At 73.2% G+C, this 24,559-nt stretch carries 1 protein-coding gene (only partly in view); it reads right to left on the minus strand.

What is annotated here, in order from left to right:
• Positions 1-24,559 carry the end of a DUF4781 domain-containing protein gene (locus ABEB12_RS35875; protein ID WP_185063164.1) on the minus strand. It continues 27,593 nt past the right edge of the window, so 24,559 of the gene's 52,152 nt are visible here — the last part of the coding sequence; the start codon falls outside the window, past its right edge; the stop codon is at positions 1-3.

Here is a 24,559-nt window from a genome sequence, read left to right on the forward strand (position 1 = left end):
TCATGGGGTCCTTCCCGCCCGTTGCCGAAGCCGTGCCACGGCGGCGTCGATGTCCTCGAGGGTCTTGGCGCGGCGCAACGGGGAGGGCAGCAGGAACCCCGCGGCAACGGCGGTGAACCCGGCGATGGCGACCGCGGCACCCAGCCTCGGATCCCAGGTGGCCAGCGCCCCGCCCAGCGCGGCGCCGAACGGGACGCCGAAGTCCCCGACCCACCGGTTGGCGGCGAAGACTGAGGTGAGCAGCGGTTTCGGGGCGGTCTGTTGCAGGTAGGTGATCGCGGTGGCCAACCGGACCCGGGTGGCGAACATCGCCACGGTCAGCCCGGCGCCGGCCATGACCACGCCCACCCAGCCGCTCGGCGCGACCGGGTAGAGCAGCAGCATCACCGGGCCGGCCAGGACCGGCGGCACCCAGAGCAACCGGGCGGCGCCGAACCGGTCGGCCAGCCAGTTCGCCCGCCAGGCACCCAGCCAGCCGCCCAGGAACATCGCGGTGGCGACCACCCCGGTGACCCAGGCCGGCGCGTGCAGCTCCCGGATCAGGTACACCACCTGGGTGGCGAAGATCGCGCCGAGGAAGAGCTTCCCGAACCCTTCGAACAGCGCCAGCGCCCGCAGCACCGGATGGCCGAACAGCTCGCGCAACCCGTCCCGGATCGACGCCTTGCGCGCCGGCAGTGGCTGGTCCGGGGTCAGGATGCGGCGCAGCAGCACCACGTTGACCAGGTAGGACACCGCGTCCAGGCCCTGGGTGGCGGCGGCCCCCACCACCTTCCCGGTGGCCGCCCCGAGCGCACCGCCCAGCACGCCGCCCAGCGCGGGACCGGCCGACTGGGCGGTGGACGACCCGACGGTGAGCGATGCGTTGGCCTTCGCCAGCTCGCCGTATCCGACCAGTTCCGGCAGGTAGGCGCCGGACGCGACGGTGTAGAGGATGAACAGCGCACCGGTCGCGCCGGCCACCGCGTACAGCTGCCCGATGCCGAGCACGCCGAACGAGGCGGCCACCGGGATCGAGACGACCAGCACGAACCGGGCCAGGTCGGCCGCGATCATCAGCGGCCGCTTGGCCGCCCGGTTGGCCGCCCAGCCGGCCGGCAGCCCGAACACCAGGCTGGCCCCGTAGGTGAGCGTGGCCAGCAGGCTCACCTGGAACGCCGAGGCACCCAGCCCCTCGGCCGGCAGCGGCAGCACCACGGTGGACACCGCCGACCCGCCGTCACTGATCACCCGGCCCGACCAGAACAGCGGGAAGTCGTGCGCCCGCCAGTACTCGCGCAGCAGCCGCACGATGTCGGCCGCGTCCTCGTCGTGGTCGAAGCCGAGGTCGTTGGCCCGGCCGGCGGTGCGCGCGGCGTCGCGGTGGAAGAACTCCTCGTGCACCAGCAGCCGTTGCCACTGACCGGCCGCCTTCACCCGCCTGGCCATCGGCTCGAACACCACGACCAGGTCGCGTTCGGCCCAGTAGAAGCCGATCATCCGGTTCGGGAGGTCCGCCAGGTCGGCGCCGCGCAGCAGCTTGCGCACCGCCCGGTTGACCGGCAGCTCCAGCACCGAGGGCGGCGTCCTGGCCCGCTTCGGGTCGTGCTCGGCCCGGCGGACCTTCCCGTGCGGCTCTAGCTCGGTCAGCACGCCGTGGAACCGTTCGGCCTCGCCGTCCCGCTCGTCGGCGATCACCCCGCCGGAGTGCGTCCCGGGGTGCGGCGGGGCGACGGTGACGTCCAGCGCCCCGTCCGCGAAGACGTCGTGCAGCCGGACTTCATGGCCGGCCAGGCGCAGGCCGACCACCTCCGCCGGGTCGAGCACGAGCCGCGACCCGCCGGGCAACGGCTCGAGCAACCCGGGGTCGTCCGGCGGTGCCAGCGGCCGGTAGCCGCCCTCCATCGGGTAGCCGACGCGATCCCCCTGTCGCCGTGCGGCTACCAGCGTCCGCGCCACCGCGTCCGGTACCCGTTCGTCGTCGACCACGTCGGCCATCCAGCGCAGCCAGCCGGCCACGTCCGCGCGCAGCCGCTCGTTCGGCATCGCGGCCAGCAGAGGCTCGCGCAGCGCGAGGGCCTGGGCCAGCAACGCCAACACGTGCTCGGCGGTGAGCAGCCCGAACACGGTCGACTGGCTGTTGATCAGAACCGCCGCCTGCTGGGCCGGTGGCAGCGGCCAGTCCTGCATGGTCTTGTCGAAGTCAAACTGCGCAGGCGGGGCCTCGGGGTTCGCCGGGTCGACCAAGAGGTTGTGCTGGCGGGCGCCGTCCCAGTCACGGGCGATCAGCAGCGCGGCGAGCCGCCCGGCGAGGTGGTGGCGCCAGCCCTGCCATTCGTCGTGTTCCGGCGCCCGGCCGGGCAGCACCTCCTGGACCAGCACGAGGTCGCCCTCGCGGACCACCACGTCGGGCCGGTCGGCGCCGGGAACCTGGTACTCCATGTTCCGGGGCGCGATGGCCAGCCACGTCCTCGCCACCGGTATCCCGAACACCCGGAAGACCTGCGCGACCGCGGCCCAGACGACCAACAGGTGCAGCTCGGCGGCGGCCGCCTGCTTCACGTACCGGGGGCGGTTCGCGCCGTCCAGCACGCGCATCAGCTGAGGTTTGCCGTCCACCACCTTCCACGGCTTGACGATCTCCTCGATCCTCCCGACATCCAGCCGCTCCACCGGCAGCCCGGCGAAGCTGTCGGTGGCCGGCGGACCGGGCTGGATGCCCAGGACCAGCCGGACGATGTCGGCGGCGTCCTCGTCGTGGGTCAGCCCCAGCCGGTTGACCCCGCCCCGCTCGTGGTTGCCCTCCCGGTGGAAGAACTCCTCGTGGTACATCAGCCGGTCCCACAGCCCGAACGCGTGCACAAGCCCGGCCATCGGCGTGAACACCACGATCAGGTCCCGCTCCGCCCAGAAGAACCCGACCATCCGCTCGTGGAAGTCCTCCAGACCGGCGTCCGCCAACAGCGCGAGCACCGGCTCGTCCACCGGCAGCTCCAGCACCGCCGGCGGTGCCCTGGTGTGGTTCGCCTTCCTCGGCTGCCCGCGCACCGCGCCGTGCGGCTCCAACGCCGGCAGCACCCCGACGAACCTGTCCCGCTCGCCGTTCCGCTCGTGTGCGATCACCCCGCCGGAGTGCGGCTCGCCCGACCCCGGCTGCCAGCGCGCCAACTTCCAGGTGAACGCCTTGGACAGCGAGACGCTCTCGGTGGGTGCGGCTTCGGAGTAGAACGTGCCGGAGGTAAGGCCACCTTCCGGGAAGTCGATGTCCACCTCGGTCCGGACCGTCGACGCCGGGATGGTCAGCCGGGTCGGCGAGGCGGGCCGCTCGCGGGTCGGCTTGAAGAACTCCGGATAGCCCAGCCACCAGGTCTGGTCCGGGTGGTTGGCCTGTTGGCGCTCCGCCCACCGGTGCAGGTACCGGTCGAACAGCGGCCCGACCGGCCTGTTGTGGTGGTCGAACGGCTGGCTGAGCGGGATCACCACCCGGAGCCGCCGGTGTTGCTGGCTGGTCCGGGGCAGCCACTCGGCGAACACACCGGCATACATGCTGGCCACCGGGTCACCCCGGGAACCGTCCTCGCCGCGCTGCCACACGCGCAGCAGCAGGGTGTTCGGGTGGTGGTAGTCCTGGGCGTGCTCCCGGCGCACGCCGTGCCCGCAGTCCAGGCACTCGCGAGCGGCGAGCAGGATCTCCACCAGGTCCCACTCCACCCCGGCCCACACCGGCACCGGCTCGGGCCGGCCGGGCAGGCGCAACACGGTCCAGAAGTTGGCGGGCGCGTGCTCGCGCGCGAAGTGCTCCGCACCCGGGTAGCGCGCGGCCGAAGCGGCCCGGTTGGCTTCGGCCCGGCTGCCGGTGCGCTGCCAGGTCTCCAGGTAGGTGGCCAGCACCGGCTTGGTCCGCGCGGAGCTGACCTCGTCGTGCGGGACCAGCGCCTCGATCACCTCGGCCATGCCCGGCGGCAGCGGCGGCGCCGGATCCAGCCGAGCACCGAGCAGCTCGGCGAACCGAGGCGGAAGCACCCGGAACCGCAGGTCCTTGGTCGCCTCGTCGATCGCGTCCAGCTGCCGTCCCGGCCGAGCCTTCGGGTTCAGCCCGTCGCGCAGCGCGGTCAGCACGGCCGCCACGTCCCGCCGTGCCTCGGCTTCGTCCAGCACCGGTAGGGCCAGGCTCAGCAGCTGGACCAGCCCCAACATCCGGCCCATGTACTGCGGCCGGAGCCCGCCCTTGGCGGGCGCGCTCGCCAGCAGGTCGCCGACCAGCGTGATCAGTTCGGCGTCGTCGGCCCAGCTCCGCCAGCGCCAGTGGCCGCGCAGCTGCTCGTGCGAGCGGTGGCTGACCGGTAGCTCCACCAACCAGCCCGGTGCGGGCGGCCCCACCGCCGCCACCAGCATGGCCAGCCACCGCACGTCGCGGTGCCCGGCGTGCTTGACGAACCCGGGCAGCCAGGTGGGGGCCGCGCCGTCCGGGCCGGCCAGCGCGTCGGACAGCCAAGCCAGCCGGGCCGTCACGATCTCCCAGCGCACACCGAGCGGGTGGGGGAGACCGAGAGCCTCGGCGATCCAGTCGAGCATGTACGGCGTGCCGGTGTCCCGGTCGGCCACCGGGGTGCGCGCAACTCGCCCCCAGACGTCCGCGGCCCACAACCAGTACGCGGTGTCGTGGTCCCACTGGTCGAGCACGCCGTGCCGCCAGATCAGCTCGAGCAGCCGCTGGCGGGCCACGTGCAGTTCCCGGCGTGAGTCGTGGTCGATGCGCAGCCGCCACACCGGCTGGCCGAGCACCTCCAGCAGCCGGTAGGAGGTGCGCAGCTGATCTTGCGGGCGCACCAGCAATGGGGTCTTGCCCTCGCGCCGCTGCTCGGCGTGCGCCGCCGCTTCGGTGGCGGCCGCCAGCACCGCGGTCAACGCCTCCCGGTCCGGGAGGTTAGCCACGGTGGCCGGGTCGGCCCCCGCCGCCAGCCCGGCGGCCAGCCGCTGCCAGGCGGAAGCGTCCGGCCAACCCTGGAGAACCCAGGGTGCGTGCTCGGCCAGCCAGCCGGGGCCGTCCAGGAAGCTCCAGTCCCCGTCGCCGGCGAGCGGGCGGTCCAGGTTGTCGGACAGCAGCCGGATGATGTCGTCGTGCCCGGCCTTGCGCCACTCCGGGGGCATGATGACCAGGTCGCTGAGCACCGTCCAGGCCAACGCCCAGAACTCAGCGCGCACGGTCGGGTCAGTGTGCGCCGGCGCGAGCCGTTTCAGCTCGCTCAGCTGCCGGGTGGCCCAGTCCCAGGTGGCGATGAAGTGCCCCCGGAGCAGCCGCACGATGTCGGCGGCGTCCTCGGCGTGGGTCAGGCCGAGCGAGTTGCGGCGGTGCTCGTTGCCCTGGCGGTGGAAGAAGTCCTCGTGGTCCATGAGGCGCGGCCACAGCCCGGCCACCCGCACCCGCGCGGCCATCGGCGTGAACACCACGACCAGGTCCCGCTCGGCCCAGAAGAACGCGACCATCCGTTCCGGGAAGTCCGCCAGACCGGCGTCGGCCAGGATGGCCTCGACGGCTTCGTTCACCGGAAGTTCCAGCACCGGCTGCGCCGGCGGTGCCCTGGCCTGGTTCGGGTCCCTCGGTTGCTCGCGCACCGCGCCGTGCGGTGCCAGCTCCGTGAGCACGCCGTGGAACCGGTCCGCCTCGCCGGCCTGCTCGTTCGCGATCACCCCGCCGGAGTGCGGCCCGGACTCATGGTCGCCGTCGTGGAGCAGGCGGCGGATCCGCTGGGGGATGTCGGAGTCCTGCGCCTCGACCAGGGCGTGGGCCAGGGCGTCGGGGGCGATGGTCGCCTGGTCCAGCAGGCCAGCCAACTCGACCCATTCCGGGGTATGCGCCGAGCGCGCCCCGGCCAGCACCGACTCGCCCATCTCGGTCGGCCCGAAGCCGTCCTGGTGGGGTTCGAGCAGGCCGAAGTCCACCAGGACGGCCAGCCGGGCGCCGAGCACGTCGGCCGGAAGGCCGGTCGCCTCGGCCAGCGCGGTGGCGCTCACCGGGCCGGCGGCCTCCCCGATGCGGTTGAGGGTGAACCACCAGGTGTCCGTGCGCGGGACGTTCGCCGGCGCGTCGAGCGGCAAGGCCAGCTCGGACAGCCCGAGGGTCAGGCCGAGCAGCCGGTCCAGCTCCCGCCACCGCCCGTTGCGCCGCCACTGGTCGGCGCCGGCGCCGAGTACGGCGTCCAGCTCGGTGAGCAGCTCGCGCAGCGGACCGGCCGGCAGCCCCGCCCCGGCACCCGCCCGCTGTACCAGCGCGGTCGCCCAGTCCACCGGCCAGAAGTGCTCGCCCTCCGCGTCGGCCCGCACCCAGCCGTGCCCGGCCAGGCGGGCCAGCAGCGCGCCGGCCTGCTCGCCGATGGCCGCGCGCGCCCGGTCGAGGCCGATCCCCGGGTTCCCCGCGACCAGCATCAGCGCCGCACCTATCCCATCCCCGGCGGGTTCAGTGCCCCAGGGGAGCGACCGGGTGATCCGGTGCGCCACGGCCAGCGCCGTGCGAATCTCCGGGTTGCGCTGGGCCGGTGCCGCCGTGCCCGGCCACCCGTCCAGCCCGACCGCCAGCGCACGCAGTGCCTCTCCCTCGGCCCGTGGCTGGCCCGACAACCACAGCACCTGGCGGTGCACCGACCCCCTCTCGGCCGGGTGCTGGTGGAAGTCGATCAGCAACTGGCGGCCCCGCTCGGTGAGGGTCACCCGGCCGTCCTCGGCGACCACCCAGCCGAGCTCGACCAGCAGTTCCAGCCGCCGCCCCGCCGCTGCCTCGGGGAGGCCGGTGATCTCCCGGACGCGCGCCTCGGTGGTGCCGCCGGTGACCTCGAGAACCGTCAGCACGCCCGCGATCGAGCCCGGTTCGGCGTCGAGCACCTCCGCCAGCAGCCACACCGCCCCTCGGTCCTTCATCGGGTCGAAGGGCTCGGTGAGCCGGCCGAGCGCCTCCGCGTAGCCGGGCTGGAGCTCGTCGACCGGGATGGCGAGGTAGGCCAGCAACCGCCGCCCCCGGTCGGTCAGCAGGTAGTAGGAGACCTTGTGCTCGGTGATTCGGTCGACCAGCCCGAGGTCGTGGAGGGCGGCGAGCGGCCGCATCACCCGGGAGTGGTGGACGCCGAGCAGCGCGGCCAGGTCGCTGAGCATGTTCTCCGGGTTCTCGCCGACTACCCGCAGGATCGCCTCGGCCGACGGTTTCCCGGCCGTCGCTGGCATCTGCCGCTGGTAGAGGGGGCTGCCCGGGGTTTCCCGCAGCGCCCTCACCCCGGCGCCGACGGCCGCGAACACGTCGCGCCGCTGGTCGCCGATCGGGGCGCTGAGCAACGCCGGGGCAAGCTCGCGGAGCAGCCGCTGGTAGTCCGACGCCGGCAGGTCCTCCACCCGGTCCAGGTCGTCCAGCAGCGTGTCGACGCCCTCGGCCAGCGTCAGGCTGACGTGCCACCCGTCGGAGGTCTTCACCACCAGGCCCCAGGTTTCGGTCACCCGCTCGAAGTGGGGCCCCACCGAGTACAGCTTTCGGTCCATGAGCCGGGCCAGCTCGCTCGGCCCGATCCCGGGGTTGTCCCGGACCCCCGCGAGCACCGCCACCGTCGACTGGGTCGAGTTCCGGGCGTCGGCCCGCGCCAGTTCCAGCTTGCGCACGATGCGGGCCGCCGCGCGGTCGTGGTCGGGCCAGCCGTGCGCGGGGTGGGTGGCCCACCGGTTGCGGGCGTGCGCGGCCTCGTGGGCATCCAGCTCACGTTTGAAGCTGGGCCGCAGGAAGCCGTGCCGGACGAGCTGGTCGATCTCCTTGCGGACGTGCCCGAACTCGACCCGCCACGGCCGGCCGGCACTGTCGAACACCGTGTAGGCGATGACTTCGTCACCGGCTCCCGGCAGCCGCACGACACGCCCGTCCGGCAACCTGATCTCGGCGAACCGGTCCCGCAGCCGCGACCAGTCGAGCAGCACGGTCCGCCCCCGGCGGCCATCGGGCAGCCGGTCGAGCAGCGGCCGGAGCTCCTGGACGACCCCCCGGTGCTCGTCCGGGGAGTACGGCCGGGTGGTCACCCCACCGCCCGGCTCCCCGGCGTCGAAGCCGGGCGGGCGGTAGCGGACGACCATGCCGCCCGGGGCGTCCTCTGCCAGCTCCAGGAACAGGCCGCCGCCGTCCACCCCGCCGTCGATCGCGGCGAGCAGGTCGGCGAGGTCCACGCGGAGCAGCCACTCTAGGCGGTTCAGCGGAACCGCGCGGTCCTGCTGGCGCAGCAGCACCGCGATCACCCGCCGCGCCAGGATCCGCCCGCCCGCCGGGTCCAACCGGGCGTGTTCGTCGGCGATGCGGACGCGCAGCTCGCCGGCCACCGCGAGCAGGTCGGCCACGCCGGGCAGCCCGCGATGCCGGGTGAGCAGCGGCTCGGCCGCTTCCACCAGCCGCGCCGCCCGGTCCAGCAGGACCAGTGCGTTCGTCGCCGGCCGGTCCGCCCCGAGCAGGGCGGCCGCCTCGGCCAGCCAGCCGTTCGCCCGCTCGATCTCCGCCGCGCCTGGGCGCAGCTGCCCCAGCAGCGCCTGCTCGAACGCGGCCAGCCGCTCCGCGCGGCGCTGTACCTGCTCGTGCAGTCGCTGGAGGGCCTGGTGGGCCGACTCCCACAGCTCGGGGTTCCCGCCCGGGGCGTGGAAGTTCCGGGCGACCAGCTCGGCGGCGTGCTCCAGGAAGACCACCACGGTCGTGCGCAGCCGCTCCGCGCGCAGCTCGTCCAGCCGCCTGCCGAGCTGTCCGGTCGCCTCGTGGGTGGCGTGGGCGCCGAGGGCGATGTCGATCCAGTTCTCCAGGTCGCGCAGCAGGAGACCGCGCAGCGCCCCTTCCAGCCCGCCGGCGCCGGGCTCGGGCGCGCCGGCCAGCCAGCCCTCGAACAGGGCCGCCACCTCCGGCAACACCGCGCGCATCCGAGCCAGGCCGACCTGCTCCGGCGCCGGCCTGCTGGGGTCGGCGACCGCTTGCAAGATCCTGTCCACCAGCCGGCTCAGCCGGACCAGGTGTGCCCGGCGCAGCTCGTTCAGCTCGGCCCGCCGCGTCTCGAGATCGGCCTCGCCACCGGCGTCCAACCCGAGCACGCGGAACAGCAGCTCGTGTTCGGCCACGCCCGCCCAGAAGTCCCGCACCGCCTTGCGCACCAGCTCGGCCTCCTCGCGGGAGACCAGGCCGGCGACCTCGATCATGGCGAGGGTCTCCGCGACCAGTGCCTCGGGCACCACCGTGCGCGGGGAGGATCCGTCGGTGGGCAGCTTGGTGTAGGCGATCTGGTTCGAGGTGCCGTGGCCGGCCGGCCGCACCGCGAACCCGTCCGGCAGCACCGCGCGCTCGGCCTCCGTCGGCTCCCGGAACAGATCCAGCAGCGCGACGATCTGTGCGGCGTCCTCGTCGTGGGTGAGCCCGAGCGGGTTGCGGCCGTGCTCGTTGCCCTGTCGGTGGAAGAAGTCCTCGTGCTCCAGCAACCGGCCCAGCAGTCCGGCCGCGCGCAGCTCGGCCAGCTGTGGCGTGAAGATCACCACGACGCCGTGCTCGGCCCAGAAGAACCCGACCAGCAGTTCGGGCAGGTCGGCCAGGTTCTTCCGCGCCAGCAGCGCGCGGACCTCGGCGTTCAGCGGCAGCTCCAGTATCGGCGGGCCGCGTGGGTAGGCCGGGTCGTGGCCGCGCTCGATGGCGTGCTCGGCCAGCTCGTCCAGCAGCCGGGCGAAGTCGTCCAGCGCCCCGGGTCGGGCGCCGGGCCGCAGCACGGCGCCGCTGTGCGGCCCGGTGTGCCCGGCCGTCCCGTCGCCGGTGGCATCCCGCATGCCCCGGTACTCGTCCCGCAGCCGGCTCGCGGCCTGGGTCAGCTCGGTGACCGAGGCGGTTTCCGGCAGCTCTGTCAGCCGGGCGAGCACCCTGGTCAACTCGTCCACCGCCGTGCCGGGCTCGATGAGGACCTGTTCCCGCAGCTGCTCCGCGCGGGTGGCCGGGTCGCGCGCGGTCAGCAGCTCGAGGGTCCACTCGTTGATCTGCACGAGTTGCTCCGCCCAGCGCAGGATGCCGCGCTGCCGGAGGGTGAGCGGTTGGACCTGGGCGTCGCCGCCGCGCAGCCAGTGGCGGAGGGTGCGCCGGCTGACACCGGCCAGCCGGGCGGCCTCGCGCCGGGTGAGACCGGCGTTCACGGCGGCGAGGGCGGATCGGCGCTGGCTGTCGGACAGGTCTTCGGGGAGGACGGGCAGGTGGCGCAGCTCCCGCCAGTCCAGCCACACCCGGTACGTGTCCACCAGCTCGCCGTCGCGCAGGGCGTAGCGCGGGCTGGCGTGGATGACGGCACGGAAGTCCGCGTTGTTGCGTTCGGCCTCGGTGGTCGGCAGCCGCACGTCGTGGGTCCGCGCGAACCGGAGGTAGACCTTGACCAGGGTGAGCAGCTCCGTCGTCGCCGAGGGGAGGTCCAGCAGTCGGCGGGCCAGCAGCAACGGGAACCCGGGCAGGGCGCGGGCCAGCCGGACCAGGCCGCGCACCGGGTGGCGGAGTTCGACCGGCAGGTCGGCGACGGCCGTGAGCCCGATGCCGACGGTGAGCACACCGGCGCCGGCCGCGATGGTGAGTCCGGGCGCCGGTGCCCCGAGGAGGGTCCCGGCGCCGGCCACCACCATGCCGAGCCCGACCAGGGCGCCGCCCGTCGCGTGCCGGGCCAGGGCGCGGCCCATTACGTGGTGATGCGCCTGGTAGAGCTGGGCGGTGACGCCGTAGGCGACCACGCTGATCGCGCCGACCCCGACCGTCGCCCAGGGCAGCGCGGTGTACAGCTGACCGAAGCCGATCACCATGACCGTGAACACGGTGCCCACGCCGACGGTAGTCAGGCCGATCCCCACGCTCAGCCGGGTCAGCAGGCGATGGGTGGACACCCGGGCCGCGCTGATCGCCACCAGGCTCGGCCCCATTCCGGCGCCAGTGGTGCGCAGCAGCCCGCCGACACTGGGCATCACCCCGCTTCCGACCACCAGGAGCAGGGCCTCCAGGTAGTCCAGCTTGTGCATCCCGTCGGCCGGAACGGCGGCCTGGAGCTGCCGGAAAACCTGGTACTCGACGATCGCGAAGCTGACCAGCGCGGCACCCCCCAACACCGCGAGCACGACCCGTGCGGTGCGAGCGGCCAGCAGGCGTGGCCACTGCCGGGCGAGCGGGGTACCCACCAGCGCCGCCGGGACCTGGGCGGCGGAGTCGTCGGAGGCGTCATCCGCCGCCACGCCGGCCGGCGCCGCCGGACCGGCCAGTGTGCGGCGCTCGACCAGGCGCAACCCGCCCTCGGTGAGCGCCACCGCGACCACCACCGCGCCGAACGGCACCGCCGCCGAGCCGACCAGTGCCACCACGGCGGTCCCGGCCAGCGCGGAGATGCCCGCCGAGGCCAGCGCGACCACCACCGGAACCCGCGCCGCACGGACCGGACTGGCCGCGTCGGCGACCCGCACCGCGTGCGCGGTCAGCGCCACCAGCACCATCACACCGCTGCCCACCAACACACCGGCGAACGCCCTCGGCGTGGGGCCGGCCATCGGCGACGACGCCCCCTGCCGCATGGACACGACCAGGCTGAGCAGGTTGACCCCGACCAGGCCGCCGAACAGCGCCATCGCGACCACCTGCCGGGCGTCCACCACCAGCAGGTCCCGCAGCGCGGCCTTCACCCGGTTCACCGACCCGGGACGCACCAGCTCGAGCTCACCCGGCGGGGACCGCCCCCGGAGCCGGTAGCTGATCACCCACGTGACCGCCACCGCCGCCGCTCCGACCAGTTCGAACACACCCGGCTGCCCCGCGCCCCCACCCGCCGCGCGCACCCCCGCCAGTACCGACGCGGACGCCGGCGTGGCCGTCGCAACGACCACCCCCACGGCGGCCACCACCCCACCCAGCCACCGGAGCACCGCCCGCCACACCCCGCGAGTCGGCGTTCCTGGCACACCGAGTTGACAGTCTCGGCACACCGAGTCCTCGTCCAACGCGGCGGCCGGCCGCTCGGTCGCCCCCGTACCGGACCGTTCCATGGCGTCCGGCCCGACCGAGCCCTCGTCCGGTCCGGCGCCCGCAGTCTCCCGACCGGCGGCACGTGAATCGGCGGCGGCGCCGGGGCCGTTCCTACGGTCCTCCTTGTCCTCGGTCTGCTGACGGTTCGGGTAGGAGCGGTGCACCCGCAGCTGGAACTCTGTGTCCAGCCGGCGGGTCAGGTCCGCGTCGTGGTTCGGTGCGAGCGCGTCGGCCCGGATGTCCTTGGCGGCGCCGTCGGAAACCAGGCGGTAGGTCACGGTGCGGGTTTCGCCGCTGTCCCCGGGCACCAGCTGCCGAGGCAGCCGGTAGGTGTCGGCGCCCTCCAGCGGGGTGTCCAGCACCCGGTCGCGGTCGTCGCGCCACTGTTCGAGGTACCGGCGGGCGGCTGCGTCGAAGCCCCGGCCGGCGGGGTGGCCGGTGCGCAGCACCAGCTCGCCGTCCGCGTAGACGTCGGAGGCGGCGCGGCTCTGGCCCCTGTCGTCCTTCACCGCGGCCACCGCCAGCCGAGGCACGAACAGGTAGGTCTGGGCGTCCACCCGGTAGTGGCCCCGCTGCACGCACATACAGGACTCGTCCAGATGGAAGTTCATGTGCAGGATCTCGATCGGATCGGTCAGCACGCCGATCGTGTACCGCCTGCCGTCGACCCAGAACTCCATCGCCGGCGGCGCCTCTTCGCGGGCGATGACCGAGGGCGGAACGCCGTCGTTGAGCTCGGTCAGCCACCACAGCCAGTCCTCCCAGAAGGCGTCGGCAGCGGCGGCCCTGTCCCCGCCGGTCTCCAGCCACACCTCGGCCCAGCCGCTGAGCAGGATCTTCAGCTCCGGTCGGGCCACCGGGAAGTAGCCGACCAACACGTTCCACACCTGCGGGTCGGTGTCCGGGCGCAACGTGACCGGGCCGTCGTACTCCACGCCGAGCATGCGCAGCACCGCCGGCCCGACCTCGCCGGTGACTTCGCCGATCGTGCGGTCCAGCAGCGAGGTTCGCCCGCTCTCCGGCAGGCCCGCCAGGTTGCCGGGCAGCTCGAGCACTCGCTGGAGGAACATCCGCTCGAGTTCGGCGAGGCCGTTGCGTTCGGCGTCGGTCAGGTACTCGGTGCCGGGGCCGCGTCCCTTTGCGGCAAAGAAGATCGGGTAGACCTCGATCACCATCTTGACCAGGCGCACCCACACGCCGGCGAAACCGTCCCGCATCCGCTCGGGCTGCTCGCCGCGGGTGGCGACGTCGGGCGCCTTGCGAAGCGCGTCCACCAAGGGCCGCAGCAGCGGAGCGAACGCCGGGTCGGACCACGCCGCCAGCAGGACCCGCAGTTGACGCTCCGAGCCGATCACTCGCTTGGAGAGCAGCCCGAGCCATTCGGCGTCGTCGGTGAGCACCCTAAGCAGCACCAGCGAGAGTTGGTCCCGAAGGGTCGCGCCGTGCACACGGTCGGCCAGCCAGGGCCGCAGGTACTCGTGCACCGAACCGAAGTCGGCGCCCCGCTGGAACGCCCGGCCGACCGCCCCGACCAGGGCGCGCAGCACCGCCTGCGCCAACGGGTCCGCCCGTCGCTCGGTGAGCTCCGGCAGCAGGCCGAGCGCGGAGCGCCAGAACCGCGGCGTGCCCTGGTGGCCCTCCTCTGGGCCGAGCAACAGCCAGTGGGCCGCCCGCATCCAGCGGTGTTCGGCCGCCAGCAGCTCCAATGCGCCGGCCGCCTCGTCCCGCGTCCGCGCGTCCCAGCCCGCCTCGTCGGCCACCCGGTCCGCCGCCTCGGTGAGCGCCCGGTGCACGTCGGCCAGCGCCTTTGCCGCCGACTCGCCGTTGTTGCGCCAGGCGGCCTGGGCCTGCCGGAGCGAGCGCGCCGCGTCGGCGAGCGCGCCGGCCGCCGGGTTGGCGGGGGCCAGCCCGTGCCGGGCGGCCATCGCGAACAGCTCGATGGCCAGCATCGCGGCGTGCCGGTCGTGATGGCGGCCGGTGTGCTGGTGGCCGGCGATGTGGAACTCCCACTCGTGCCGCAGCAGCTCCGCCCACCAGGACAGGAACGTCGGGTCCAGCTCGATCAGCCGGTCGATCAGCACCGCGATGTGCCTGGGCACCAGGATCACCGGCGTGCCGTCCGGGGCACGAAGGCCGAAGGCGATCAGCATGCCGCCCAGCGGCGCCTCGTCGACGATGCGCACGTATCCGACCAGCTCGGGCGTGCCCCGCGCGAGGTTCGGGAACTCCTCGCCATCCATCGGCTGTCCGTGGTGGGCCAGGCGGTTCGCCTCGGCGGGCGGCAGCTCCCGCTGTACCTCGGCGCCGGTCATGCCGAAGACCACGCCGCCGCCGTGCGGGATCTCCACCACCGCCTCGGCGCCGCCCGCCGCGCCGTTGCGCAACGTCACCGTGCCGCCGAGCTGCTGGACCTCGCTGAGCATCGAGGCGTAGCCCCAGCCGTGCCCTCCCTCGAGCACCGCTCGCAGCTGGAAGCCGTCCGGCAGCCCGACGCCGTCGTCCGCGACCACAAGAAGCGGGCCGCGCGGCCCGAAGTCCAGGGTGATCACCACGGCGCCGGCCCTGGCGTGCCGCAACAGCTGGTCGAGCCGGTCCCGCCACTCGGCCGCCCCGGCCGCGACCCATATCGTCTGACCGGCCGGCGCGACCATCAGGAACGCGATCGGCAGGGCACGGTAGTGCCCCCGCACCGTCACTGAGAGATCCTCGAACCGCTCGGCCAGCACCCACCCGACTTGCGGGAGGAACCCGTCCGGGAGCCGGCCGAGCAATCCCCATCCGCGTGCCTCCAACAAACCGAGCCAGTCGGCGAGCCAGTGCATCGGGCGAATCAGGAACAACGCACTACCGACCAGGCCGTACGTGACGCCCGAGGTGCTCTTGTGGGCACGGTCGGTGGCTGGCCGGGCGGGCTGCTCCGCCGCGTGGCCCGAGGTCCCCACCGGCCGTCGGCCTTGGGCCGGGGCAACGGTCGCCAGCCAACGGCCGTCGCCGACGTAGTCGTGCACCCAGACCTGGCGGCCGGCCGCGACGAACCGGCGAAGCTGCTCACCGTTGGCGTCGACCAGCACACCGGACGCGCCGTGGCCGGCCAGGAAGGCTTCGGTCCAGGGGTCGCCGACGGTGCTGGGCAGCCGGAAGCCTTCGGCCGGGCGCTGGTGGTCGGGGTTGTCCCGCGCGAAGTCCGCCCGGATGCGGTCGAGCGACGCCCGCACCTGCTTCGGCAGCGCGTCGGCGGCCATCGCTTCCGCCATCCAGTCCAGCCGCTCCCGGGCGATCTGGCGCACCTGGCCGTTGGGCAGCACGCTCAGCACCCGGTCCCGCTGTGCGACCAGGTCGGCGAACTGCGCGAGGATGTCCTGCTCGGTGAGCCGGCCGAAGATCCGCGCTCCGGCGTTCAGCGTGGCCACGAAGGCCACCCAGGGCGCCTTCGGCCGGAAACCCTTCTCGAAGTCGACCGCGCGGATCACGTCGCCGTCCAGGATCAGGTTGATCGGCAGCAGCCCGTCCACCTCGCCGACCAGGACGAAAACCCCGAGCTGCCGGGCGAACCGGTCCATCGGCCCGGTGCTGGTCCGCGCGAGGTCGGGCATGTCACCCGGCACCAGCTCGTTGACCTCGACCACCTGGCCGGCCCGCAGCAACAGTGGCCCGTTGCGGTCGGCGCCCTCGCGCATGTCCTCGAGCACCACGGCCAGGCTCGCGGTCGCCGCGTCCGTCCCGGCGACCGCGTGCACCGCGGCCGTGCTCAAGGTCGGGACCAGCGCCGACCGGTCCTGGGGCAGCTTCACCGCGATGTCCCTGGCGCGCAGCACGAGCAGGCGGCCGGCCTGGTCCCGGCCCGTCAGCACCTGCCAGTCGTCGTTCGGCAGCTTCTTCACCGGGTCCAGCACCTTCAGCCCGGTCAGCCCGGCCAGCCCGCGCAACGGCAACCCCACCCGTTGCCGGTCGCCCAGCGGCACACCGATCACCGCTGCCGCCGTGATCCCCGGCGCATGCCAGAGCTGGCCGAGTGCGAACAGCCCGAGGCCGAGGACGACCACGGCCACCGTCTGCCGGGCCGCGCTCGCGGTCAGCCAGCGGTGGGCCGCCGCCGGCACCGCGAACAGAGCCAGCACCAGGCGACGGATCCGGTCCCGGACCCGCTGCCACGGTCCGCGCGATGTACTGCCCTCCTCGGCGGCCGCCCGGAACTCAGCCGTCCCACCCTCCGGAGTCTCCGTGCCGTCCGGAGGACGGTTGGCTGTCGCGCCGGAATCGCCGGCACCCGTCGAAGCGCGCGCGCCCGTGCCCGGACCGCCTGGGCTGTCGCGGTGGTCGCCACCGTCGTCGTCCCGCTGTGCCTCGGCCAGCCAGCGGCGCAGCGCATCCACCCGGTCGGCGACCGCCGCCCGGTCGTTCCAGGTGAGCAACCGAACAGTGTTGAGCGTCCGGGTGACATCCGCGATCACGCGCAGGCGGGCGTCCCGGTCACCACCCGACTGTGTGTCGGCGATCAGGCCCTCCAGCCGCATCAAGTGCCAGTTCGCGGCGGCCAGCGCGTGCGTACGTGCCCAGTGCGGGAGGATCGAGGAGCTCCAGCTCGGCGCGATGAGCAGCCGGTACGCGTTGTCCACAAGCGCGGTGACCTGCTCGTTCGAGCGATCGGGCAACCTGCGTGCCAGCCAGGAGGCCACGGTGAGCAACTGCTCGACGTTCCACCGGGTCGCCGGCTCGCCGAGCTGGGCGCGCATCTGCGCCAGGTTCGGCAGTTCGCCGATGGCGTGCAGCACCTCGACCACTTGCTCGGGGGAGAGGTCGTCTCCCGCGGCGAGACCGTCGGCGAGCTGCGAGATCACCGCCCACGCCTCGGACTGTTCGGCCCCGGCGCGGTCCGTCTCGTCGCGCCCGAACACCTGATACAGGTCGCTGAGCATCTGCTGGTAACCGGTGCCAGCGGGCCAGAACAGCACCACCGCGTCGGCCCCGATCAGCCACTTGATCAGCAGCTCCCGGTTGTTGTAGCCCCAGTCACCGAGGTCTGGGGCGAACTGCCGGACGTTGTCCGGGATGTGCACGCTGTCCGAGATGTCGGCCACCTCATCGGTGATCTTGCTCAGGTCGATCACCAGGTAGCCGTAGCCGCCTTGCTGGGTGTCGGTGTTGCCCTCCCCGTACCGGTAGTACATGACCTCCGTCTCGCGGGTGACGGAGATCCACGGCGAGTTGGGGTCGGCGAGCAAGTGCGCCCAGGGCTCGACGTTCGGGTCCGCGCCGTGACGGCTGGCGCCGGCCGCGGACTCGCCCTCGCGCAGCGCCCGGAACGCCAGCGGGGGCATCCGATCGCGCGCGCCTTCCTCCGCCCGCAGCCAGCGGACCAGGAAGTTGTTGTGTTCGTCGTGGTGGCGGCCGTCGTGCTTGCCGCCGTCGATGTGGAAGTTCCACTCGTGCCCGAGGAACTCCACCCACCAGTCCCAGAACGCCGGGTTGGCCGCGACCAGCCGGTCCACCAGGGCCGCCACGTGCGCCGGCACCAGGATCACCGGTCGGCCGGTGTCGTCCCGCCAGCCGAAGCCGATCAACCGGCCGCCGAGCAGCGGCTTGTCGGTGATCAGCACGAAGTCGTTCAGGTTGATCCACGGCGCACCCGGTGCCGGTACCGGGCGCCGGGTCAGGTTCGAGAACCCGGCTCCGCGCAACGGCTGCGCCTCACGCACCAGCCGCGGCATCTGTGGCAGCAGCACCAGGCGGGCCAGCCAGGAGCGCACCCCGTCCGCCACCGGCCCGGCACGCCCTTCGTCGCGCATGAACACCGCCAGGGCGACCAGTGCGCCGAAACCGACGCTGTAAATCAGGTCGAGGGTGCGGGGCACGCTCGGCGAGGCACCGGGGTCGCGGAACTGGTTGAGGATGTGCTCGACGCCCCACGCGGTCTCGGTGACCGCGTTGCCCGCCGCGGTGAGCAGCAGCAGGGCGGGGAACCAACGCGTGTAGAACCCGCGCAGTTGCTGGCCGGTGAGATGGTCCCGGCCGGTCCGGTGCGTCTCGAGCTTGTGCTTGGTCCACGCCACGGCGAGCGCGAGCAGCGCGGCGCCCAGGAAGTTCCCCAGGTGGTCGAACACGTCGAACGGTTCCGGCAGCAGGTTGCGCAGCCCGGGTGCTTCCTTCACCACGAAACGGAGTGCGATCGAGCCGAACACGATCCAGACGGACGAGCGGTAGTCGAACACGTAGCGCTCGTTGTCCCGGATCGTGCGCAGCCGCGTGTGGTACAGCCAGCCCAGCCCGCCGACGCCGATGATCGCGCCGACGGTGTACAGCGCCACGCTGGTCCAGTTGATGCCGGTCGCTTCGTTGCCGGAAGCGGCGAGTACCGGCGTGGCGCCCAGCAGCACCAGCACCACCGCGGCGGCGCCCGCTGTGGCCAGCTTCCGCCAACCCAGGGCGTCCGCGAGCCGGTTCAGGATCCGCTGCCACAGCGGAGGCGCGCGGATCGAGATGCTGGTCTCCCGCGTCTGCTCCCGCTCCGCGCGCAGCTCGGCGACGCCGTTGCCGTCCGCCGTGCCGGTCGTGCCCTGCCCCGGCTGGTCGGCGGCCGGCCCAGCACTACCGGCGGTGTTCCCGTCACCGGACGCGGTCGGCCCGCCCCGGTCGGTCGGCTCGTCCTCGCGGCGCCGGGACGCGTCGTGCATCCGCTGGTACTCGGCGTGCAACCGGTCGACGGCCCGGGTCAGCTCGGGGTCCCGCGCCGTCTCCGGCAGCGCGGCCAGCTCGGTGAGCAGCCCGGCGAGCTCCTCGGCGATGGGGCCGGGCTCGAGGTCCATCAGGTCGCCGAGCTGCGCGGCGCGGGCGGCGGGCGTGGTGCCGGTCAGTGCGTCCAGGAACTCCTGGTTGATCTCCACGGACACCGCGGCCTGGTCCAACACCGCCTGCTCTTCGGCCGTCAGCCCGGTGTCCGGGCGGGCGGCGGCCAGCGCGTCCTGCATCCGCTGGTACTCGGCGCGCAGCTGGTCGGCGGTGGTGTACAGGTCGCGGACCAGCGGCGTGGTCGGCAGCATGACCAGCTCGTCGAGCGCCATGCCGAGCTCGTCGACGATCGGACCGGGCTCGAGGTCCTGGAGGTTGCCCAGCTGCTCGGCGCGGCCGAGCGGGTCGCCGGCGGTCAACCTGTCGAACATCTCCTGGTCGTTCGACACGATGCCTTCGATCCGCCGCACGACCTCCTGTTCCGAACGGTCCAGGCCGTCGTAACGGCTCAGCGCCTCCTCGACCAAGCCGAATCGGGTGCGCAGCTCCGCGAGCCGCCACCGCGCGGCCGTGTAGTGGGACCGCAGCTCGTTGGCGAGGTAGCTGCCCGCCTGCTCGACGAAGGCACCGATCTCGTCCAGTGTCGCCTCGATCTCGGCCAGGTTGTGGGCCACCCGCTCGGTGGTGGCCGGGTCTGCCGACCCGCCCGCCTGGACCAGCTGCTCGATCACCTCACCCCAGCCGTGCAGCTGCGTGGTCACCCGGATGTACAGCCGGCCCAGCTGCAACCCGACGAACACCTCCACCGGGTGCCGCCCCTCCCACAGCCGGTCCGTGCCGAAGGTGTGGTCACGGAACTGATCGGCGACCACCTGCTCGAGCACCAGCCGGGCCAGCTCGGTGCCCGCGCTGTCCATCACGTCACCGCCGACCCGCAGCGGAACGATCACCCGGTTGTTGGGGAGGTCCAGGAGGAAGACGACGTACGCCTGGTCGTGGCCGGCCGCGCGCAGCAGTTCCCCGATCTCCGCGTCCCGGTCGACCACCAGGTACTCCACGCCCAGCCCTCGCCACACCCCGGTCGGGCTGGCCTTGTTCAGGTGCGAGTCGTTGGGGCTGATCAGGCCGAGCCGTTCCCACCGGTCGATCAGCTCGCGCAGCAGAGCCAGCGTCCTCGCGTCGAACCGGACCGGCCGCCCGGTCCGCTTGTCGAACGCGACCACCCGGACGCCACCGTCCCGACCGAGGCCGAGGCCACCGCCCGCCACGGCCATCGCCATGGCCGCACCGCCGCCGAGCGCACCCGTGCCGGAAAGCAGCAGCCCGGCCGACGCCCCGACGGCCAGCGCAACGCCGTACTGCCTGACCAGCCACAACGTCGCGGACACGGAGGAATGCGCGGCGAACTTCGGCGCGTACTGCCGAACCACGACCCCGGCGACCACCAGCGCCAGCGGTCCGGCCACCAGCGCGGTCGCCCCGACCACCGGCCACCCGCCCAGCAGCAACCCGCCGGCAAGGCCGAAGGCACCCACGGCCCACTGCTCGACGCCGACCCGCTTGGCCTGGCCGAACGCCCACCCGGCCAGCTCGGTGAGTGCCCACCCGATCGGGCCGCGCCAGTGCACCAGCGCCCAGATCACGCCCACCGCCGCCGCCGGGGTGAGCGCGCCGAACAGTGCGGTACTGAGGGACAGGTCGGTCAGCCACACCCCGGCGCCGAACGCGATCCCGGTACCGATCAGCACGTACAGCGGCGGACCCCGCGCCGTCTTGCCGTCGCCCTCGTACCGGACTGGCTCCACGCCGAACACCCGCAAGACCAGGTTCTTGCCCGCCAGCACCAGCCCGCCCCAGAGCACCAACCCGGCCAGCACCGGGTGACCGCCCCAATCGGCCAGCACGTACCCGACCCCACCCACCGCGACCAGCTGGAGGCCGATGCCAACCATCCGGGAAACCCACGCGGTGAACCGCGCCCACAACCTGGTCGTGGCCGCACCCATCGCGGTCGCCAGCTTCTCCAACGCGACCGCGCCCAACCACGCGCCGGCCAGCAGGGCCAGGCCGTTCAGCGCGGACCCGCCGCCTGGGGTGGTCCCCTCGCCGTCGTCGGCGTGCGCCGGGATGGCGGCCACCACCAGCGTGATGACCACCAGCGCGCCGATGACCAGGAGCGACCGGAGCAGCAGCGGATGTCCGCGCAGCCAGTCGATCGGCTTGCGCAGGCTGATCACCAGGGTGAGGGCGACCGCTAGCGTGGCTGCGGCGGTGACCGCGATCTGCGGGGACAACGCCGACCAGTGCGCCAGCGCCCAGGTGCCGGTGGCGATCAGCGGGCTGACGAACTTGCCCACCGCGCCGGCGAAGCTGTTCGCGGTGTCCGCCAGGCCGACCTTCGACGGCTCACCTTTGCGGCCGAAGTACCACTCCAGGGCCGCCAGGGTGCCGATGCTGATCCCGGTGGACGCCGCCTCGCCCGCGGTGCCCTGCACCAGGATCCCGGTCGACGTGGCGCCGAACAGGTGGGCGAGGACCACCGCGAGACCACTCACCGCCATCAGGCCGGCCATCGCGATGACGAAGCCGCGGGGCGCGTTCTTCACGAAGTCGTCGCGGCCCTTGAAGTGCGCGAGCAGGTCGTTGACGAAGAACACCCCGACCATCACCAGGCCACCTGCGACCAGCCCGAACGCGGTGACCAGGTGCAGCCAGTGCGGCGCGGTGTGCGGCAGCGCGAGCTCCCAGAACGCGTCGAACACCGAGATCGTCGCCTGGGTCAGCGCGGAGACCAGCGCGATGGTGCGCACGAACGGGTCGCCGAGCATCTTCAGCGGACCGGAGAACGGCTTGTGCGTGGGCTTCGTCGGCGTCTCGGACGGCACTGTCAACGCCATGCCGATCGCCGCGACGACGGCCAGCCCGGCGGTGGCGGCGGCGGCCGCCTGCATCGAGTAGGTCTCCCGCAGCCAGTCCTGCGCGGTCACGATGCCCGGCACGAAGATCGTCACGCCCAGCGCGAGCAGCCCGACCAGGGTGGTGCGCATGATCACCGTCTGGCCGGCGGCCTCCCGCCGCTGCGTGGTGTCCTCCATCCAGCCGAAGGCCAGCCCCATGACCTTGCCGAATGCGCTCGCGGCGAGCCCGAGCACGAACGCGCCGACCAGTGCCCCGGCGGCGCCCAGCGGCAGCGCGAACAGCCCGTAGCCGACCCCGGCGCCCAGCAACGTGGCCACGAACAGCCCCCGGCGCGGGAAGTAGCTGAACCAGGTGGCCACCGCGAAGAACCCGATCAGGAACCCGGCGAACGCGGTGGTGAACAGCCAGCCGTCCGGCAGCGCGGGCACGCCCTTGGCCAGCGCGCGGGCGCTGTAGAGCCCGCTCATCAGCGTCGCCATGCCGAGCGCGCCGGTGAACAGGAACGCCACGCGGTGCGTCCAGTGCGTCCCACCGGCCCAGTTGCGGTTGCCGGGTCCGGGCAGCGTGCCCGCCCAGGCGTACAGGGTCGGCGCCCGAACCCGGATCGGCGACCACACCAACCGCAGCAGCGCGGCGACCCCGGCGGCCGCGCCGATGATCCCGGCGATGCGGGTCGGGACGTTACCGCCGGTGAACGCGACCAGTTCCAGGCTGACCATGCCGGCGGCCAGCACCGTGGAGGCCAAGCTCGCGCGGCGATGGCTGGTCAGTGGCGAGGTCCAGTCGCGGAAGATCTCCCGCATGCCTGTCACGACAGTGGCGGCCGCGCCCTTGAGCTGCGCCCACACACCCGGCGGGCCGCGTTTGAGGATGTAGCCGATCACGAACGCGGCCACGGCGGCGAGGGTGGTGCCGGTGATGATGGTGGCGGTAGGGGAGACCAGCCACATCAGGCCGCCACCCACGACGATCATTGCCCCGTCGTCGAACCACGTCGTCATCCGCGGACCCGGCGTGGCGTGCGAGGGGGCCTTGAGCTCGGTGCGGAACGCGTTGTACGCCTGCCACCCGATCGACACGGCCATCGAGGTGATCGTGATCAGAATCGCGCCCTTCAGCGCATCCCCGCCCAGGGCGTCGCCGAGGAAGTTCGACCCGCCCCAGCTGGCCGGCACCGACAGGCGGACCAGCCAGGACCAGTGGGCGATGTCGAAGATGGTGATCGCCAAGAACCGACCCCACCGCCGCGCGGGGCTGCTCACCGACGGGTCGTTCGCGTCCTGATCACCCGCCGCGAGACGCGGCAGCTTCCCGGCATACAGGAACCCGAAGTGCGAAACGGCGAACCCGACCGTCTCGATGAACGCCCACGCCGCACCCCACGCGGTCGGAATGTTCGCATGCAGAGAGACCACAAACGTCGCCGTGTGCGCCGCCAACAGCCCCAGGTGCAACCAACGCGTGTCCCGGATCCGCTGACCGAGGTCACCGGGCAGAGCGTTACGCAGAGTGGAGACAACGGCACGCACGAACATGCCCATCGTGGATGTCAAGCCCCACACCAGGCCCCACACCGGCCCGGCGGTGATCGCCAGAACACCGGCCACCACACCGAGGAACAGCACCGTGGTGCCGAACCCACCCGGCCCCGGGCTCGGCGTAACCGGCCCGCCCGGGGTGCTGCCCGGCGGAGCGTTGCGGCTCCGCCACCACAGGACCAGCACCGTGGCGCCCCACACCTGCGCCGCGACCGCCACGCCCGCGACCAGCCCCATTCCGGCGACCCCGGCCACCACATCTGCCACCGCACCGACGCCGGCGCCGATCCCGGCGATCCACCGATCACGGGCGCTGGTGGGCCGCCGCATCCCGGTGAATGCCGACGGCTTCGTCGCGATGGTGAACGCCGCCAACACACCGGCGGTGGCGACGAACCAGTCGAGGTGTCCGAGCCACAGCCGCTCGAACCCGTAGAAGGCCAGGGACGCGAACACCACCCGGCCAGCCAGGGCTGTCAGCGGCGCGGCCGGTGCCGGCTGGCCCCGCTTCGCCGCCAACCAACCGGCCCACTCCACGCGCGCCAGCAGATAGCCCAGTGCCACACCGAGGCTGACCAGCGGCGCCACCGCGACCGGCAACCACACCCCACCCGCCACGCCGACCGGCAGCGCCAGCTGCGCACCCAACACCCAGACGGCGGCGAACAGCGTGGTGAAGCCCCAGCGCTTCAACGTCGGTACCTGCGCCGACAGCACGTACTTCGCGCCGACCACCGGCGCGAGCGCCACCGCGAACAGCAGCACGTCGGTGACCGTGAGCAGCCCGTTGGCCCAGAACCCGAGGTTCCCGAACGCGGCCCAACCGGCCTGGTCGACGACCGTCGCCACGGCGGGCGCGTGGATGTACAGGTTCACCAGCCAGGACCCGGCAATGCTCAACACCGCGGCCCTGGTCCAGCCCTGGGACAGCCCCAGCGCGTTGATCCGCGACAGCACACCGCGCCCGGCGAACATCGCCGCCCCCGCCGCCATGGTCAGCGGCCACACCGAGCCCAGCCACAACGCGGTCGCCGCGAGCGCCGGCAAGCCGACAACTAGCGCGAGGGTCGGCGCGCGGGCCTGGATCGGCGACCACAACAACCGCAGCAGCGCCGCCACCCCTGCGGCCGCGACGGCCAGGCCGGCGATCCGGGCCGGGAGGTTCCCGCCGGTGAACGCGATCAGCTCCAGGCTGACCATCCCGGCGGCCAGCGCGGTGGAGGCGAGGCTGGCGCGGCGGTGGCTGCTGAGCGGCGCGGTCCAGTTGCGGAAGATCCCCCGCGCTCCGCTGACGAGCCCGGTGATCGCGTCCTTGATCTGTGCCCATGCGCCCGGTGGGCCGCGTTTGAGGATGTAGCCGATCACGAACGCGGCC

The organism is Actinospineispora eucalypti (assembly GCF_039543365.1).
GTDB lineage: Bacteria > Actinomycetota > Actinomycetes > Mycobacteriales > Pseudonocardiaceae > Pseudonocardia > Pseudonocardia eucalypti.